This is a genomic window from Achromobacter sp. UBA5777, assembly GCF_002418565.1.
GTDB classification, from domain to species: domain Bacteria; phylum Pseudomonadota; class Gammaproteobacteria; order Burkholderiales; family Burkholderiaceae_B; genus Achromobacter; species Achromobacter animicus.
In genome coordinates this window covers 500-4,764 of sequence record NZ_DIEJ01000036.1, presented here as the reverse complement: position 1 = coordinate 4,764, position 4,265 = coordinate 500, and the positions used below count along the sequence as shown (strand labels likewise).

General features: G+C 65.7%; 4 protein-coding genes. 3 read left to right on the top strand and 1 reads right to left on the bottom strand.

Going from position 1 to position 4,265, the window contains the following annotated elements; all coding sequences use genetic code 11:
* Both B3446_RS02395 and B3446_RS02390 read left to right on the top strand, forming a co-directional pair.
* Positions 1-1,869, top strand: a 1,869-nt coding sequence (locus tag B3446_RS02395; RefSeq protein WP_291377168.1) for a TonB-dependent siderophore receptor, incomplete at its 5' end; no start/stop codon positions are given.
* Positions 1,870-1,940: 71 nt separating this feature from the next.
* The gene (locus B3446_RS02390; protein WP_291377166.1) at positions 1,941-2,288 is read left to right on the top strand and encodes a hypothetical protein; all 348 of its coding nucleotides are present in this window, start codon (positions 1,941-1,943) and stop codon (positions 2,286-2,288) included.
* Between the two features lie 29 nt (positions 2,289-2,317).
* Here B3446_RS02390 and B3446_RS02385 read toward each other — a convergent pair whose 3' ends face one another.
* Positions 2,318-4,072, bottom strand: a complete 1,755-nt coding sequence (locus B3446_RS02385) for an ATP-binding protein (RefSeq protein WP_291377165.1) — start codon at positions 4,070-4,072, stop codon at positions 2,318-2,320.
* 15 nt (positions 4,073-4,087) lie between these two features.
* Here B3446_RS02385 and B3446_RS02380 point away from each other — a divergent pair.
* A partial coding sequence (locus B3446_RS02380) for a sigma factor (protein ID WP_291377170.1) occupies positions 4,088-4,265 on the top strand: 178 nt, incomplete at its 3' end.

Sequence of the window (4,265 nt, the reverse complement as noted above, 5' to 3'; positions counted from 1 at the left end):
GCCGGCATGGTGGGCGTGCAGGGCGTGGGCGCCGGCGTCGCGATCAATTCGCGCGGCTTTCCCGTGGACCTGCTGCAATACGACGGCGTGTCCCTGCTGCGCAACAGCTACAGCCTGGGCAACTGGGAGCAGGATTCGCTGGTGTTCTATGACCGCGTGGAGATCCTGCGCGGCGCGGCCGGCCTGCTGCAGGGCGCGGGCAGCCCCGGCGGCGCGATCAACCTGGTGCGCAAGCGCGGCGGCGCCGAACCGTCGGTGGTCATCTCGGGCAAGGTGGGGTCGTGGGATCACTACGGCCTGACGCTGGATGCGGGCGGTCCGCTCAACGAATCGGGCACGCTGCGCGGCCGCGTGGTGCTGGACGAAGACCGCAGCCATTCGTACATCGACTACGTGTGGGACAGGACGCGCAACCTGTACGCCGCGCTGGACTACGACATCACCGAAAACACGACAGTGGGGCTGGGCGTCAGCAACCGGTACAGCAAGTCGCGGCCCATGTTCGTCGGCTATCCCCGTTATGAAGATGGCGGCAGCATCGATTTGCCGCGCTCGACGTTCACCGGCTCGACCTGGAACCGCGCCACCAACGACCAGACCATCTTCAATGCGGACATCACACATCGCTTCAATTCGGCGTGGCGCTTCCGGCTGGCCGGCGTGGCGATGGACGAAGACAACACGACCGTGCACCAGCGCGTCACCGGACCGGTGCAGCGTGACGGCAGCGGCCTGGACTATGGCAATTTCGGCGTGGACTTCACGAGCCGCCAGCGCGGCATGGACATGTCGGTGGCCGGTGACTTCAACGCCTGGGGCATGGCACAAGAGGTGGTGATCGGCGCCAACTACTCCAAGCTCACGACGAATGACCGGTTCACCCGCTCGTGGGAAAGCGGCGGCAATATCTTCGATCTGGACCATCACCGTCCGTGGCAGGACATGGATTCCATCGTCGCCGCCAGCGGCTACGATTCGCGCAGCGCCTACGACATCCGGCAGAAGGGCATCTACGGCACGTGGCGCGTCAAGCCCACGCAATCGTTGGCGCTGATCGGCGGCGGCCGCGTCGGCTGGTTCGACTACCGCTACAGCGGCGGGGGCGACACCACGACGTCGTCGACCTCGGGAGAATTCATTCCTTATGCCGGCGTCGTGTATTCGCTGTCCGACAACTGGTCGGTCTACGGCAGCTACACCACGGTGTTCGAACCGCAGACCGAGCGCACGGTGTCGGGCAGCCTGCTCAAGCCGATCGAGGGCAACAACTATGAAGTCGGCTTGAAGGGCGAACTGGCGGATGGCCGGGTCAATACCCTGCTTGCCTTGTACCGCTACGACCACAAGAATCGTGCGGTCAATGATTACGACGCCGGGTTTGCCTGCAACGGCTGGTACTGCTCGCGTGCCGCCGGCAAGGTCCGCAGCCAGGGCGTTGAAGCCGAGATTTCCGGCGAGGTGGTCAGGGGCCTGGAGCTGTATGCCGGCTATGCCTACAACACCACCAAGTTCCTGGAAGATCCGGACAACCAGGGCAAGGTCTTCAGCACCTGGACGCCCAAGCACATGCTGCGTCTGTGGGCCAACTACAAGCTGCCGGGCACGTGGAACCGCCTGAGCGTGGGCGCCGGCGTGAACACACAGACGTCGACGATCAGTTCGGACCGCGAATTCAAGCTGGCGGGATTCACGATCTGGAACGCGCGCGTGGGTTACCAGGCCACGCCGGAGCTGAGTTTCGGGCTGAACGTGAACAACGTGTTCGACAAGAAATACTACGTGCCGTCGTACAACACGCTGTCCAGCAACAACTACTACGGCGAGCCCCGCAATGTGATGCTGACCGTGCGCTACGCGCCCAAGCTGTAAGGACGCCTGCGGCGCCTCGTGTATAACGTCCGGGACGGCGCCACCCGTGCGCGCCGTGCAAGGAGCCGATTTTGCGCGAGTTCGTGGCGACGTTCCTGGATGCCGGCCTTCTGGTGCTGGCGGTGCTGGCCTTTGTGCTGCCGGCGCTGTCGGCGCTGGCTTTGCTGCTGCGCGCCCGCCCGCATCGATTTCCGCGTCTGAACACCCCCGGCTGGCGCCGCGCCGGCGTGGCGGTGCTGTGGCTGCCGTTCATCGTCATGGCGGGGTATGGCGGGGTTGCGTGGTGGGCGGCCAGCGTCTACGACCGCTATTACTTCTTCGGCCTGCTGATCTGTTTTATGTACCTGCTGTTCGCCATGCTGCTGTCGGGGGCGGGGCTGTTCTGGATCCGCACGACCCGGCGCCTGCCGACTGTCTGAGCACCCGCCGGCCGCATATCAGCAGCGCGTTAGCGCATCAGCGCATGCACCTGGCTCGCCAGGTCATCCAGGGTGAACGGCTTCTGCAGCACGGGCGCGCCCGCCGACGGCATGTTGTCGCCTTCTGCGCTTTCGCCGTAGCCCGTGATGAACAGCACCTTCATCCCGGGCCGCAACGTCCTGCCGGTCTCTGCCACCCGGCGTCCATTCACGCCGCCCGGCAAGGCCAGATCACACACCAGCAGATCGATCCGGGCCTGCGTGGTCAGAAGCTTGAGCGCGCTGGCGCCGTCCGTGGCCTCGATCACGTCGTAGCCGATTTCCTTCAGCACCTCGGCGGTGACTTCACGCACGGCGGGGTCGTCTTCGGCCAGCAGCACCGTCCCGCCCTGCAAGGTTCGCGGGGGCGGGGCGGCGGCGGTGTCCGCTGCGACCTCGATCTGGGCGCCGCCATGGCGCGGAAAGTACAGGTCGATATCCGTGCCCTGATCCGGTTGCGAATGCACCTGGACATGGCCGCCGGATTGGCGGACGAAGCCGTGAACCAGCGCAAGTCCCAGGCCGGTGCCGCGCTCGGCGGGCTTGGTGGTGTAGAAGGGTTCGAACATGCGCCGCATTGTCTCGGGCGTCATGCCGCAGCCCGTGTCGGACACGCGCAATCGCACGTGGTCGCCCGGTTGCAAGCCCCGCTCGCGCGCGCCCTCGGCGTCCAGTGTCTCGTTGTTCGTGGCGATGCGCAGCGTGCCGCTTCCGGACACGGCGTCGCGCGCGTTCAGGCACAGGTTCAGCAGCGCGTTTTCAAGCTGGTGTGCGTCCACCCAGACCGGCCACAAACCGGGCGCGCAGGCCACGTCCAGCGTGACCGCCGGTCCGGCGGTGCGCGCGATCAGCGCCTCCATGTCGGCGATGACGTGGTTGATGTCCACCGCCTTGCGCTCCAGCGGATGCCTGCGCGAAAAGTTCAGCAGGCGGCGCGTCAGGACGGCCGCCTTGTCGGCGCCGCTTTTCGCCACCGCGATGTGACGGCCAAGGTCGTCGGTCCGCCCTTGCGCGAGGCGCTGAGACAGAAAATCCAGGCTGCCAGAGATTCCCGTCAGCAGGTTGTTGAAGTCGTGCGCGACGCCGCCCGTCAGCTGGCCGATGGCGTCCATCTTCTGGCTTTGGCGCAGGGCTTCTTCGGCCAGGCGCAGCGCGTCGGCCTGCGCCTTTTCGGCGCCGACCCGGGCGGTGGTTTCAATGACGGTATCGATCATGCCGACGACGTCGCCGTTTTCGTCGTACACGGGGCTGTAGCAGAACGTGAAGTTGGCCAGTTCGGCGCGGCCGTACCGGTGGACGACGAGCGGATAGTCCTCGATGAAGGTGGCCTCGCCGGCGTAGGCGCGTTCGGCGATCGGGCCAATCAGCGACCACGCTTCGCTCCAGACCTCGTTGAACGGGCGGCCCAGCGCGTCGGGCTTGGCGCCCAGGATGGGCACGAAGGCGTCGTTGTAGATGGAGATGAATTCGGGCCCCCAGACCAGGCAGGACGGGAACCGGGAGGACAACACCATGCCTGCAGCAATGCGCAGCGAGGCGGGCCAGGCGGAGAGGGGACCAAGTGGCGTCGCGGACCAGTCGTGTCGGCCGACACGTGCGCCCATTTCCCCCCCGCTGGCAAGGAACTGAGGCACGGACAGGTCGTTCTGCATGGCGCTCATTGAGTCGGGCGGGAAGGACTCCGATTCTATCCCACCGTCCTGGCGCGTGTGCGAGTCCAGGTGGCTCGTATAGAATAAAAACAATTCCTATTTGCATATATGCCGAGGTGCGCCTTGCCTGCGCCGCTATCCCCATCCGCCGACAACGTCACCCAGCTTTATCGTGAACACCACGGCTGGCTGTCGATGTGGCTGCGCAAGAAATTGGGCAGTTCCTTCGACGCCGCAGACTTGGCACACGATACGTTCGTGCGCCTGATGGCGGGGCGGCGCCGGG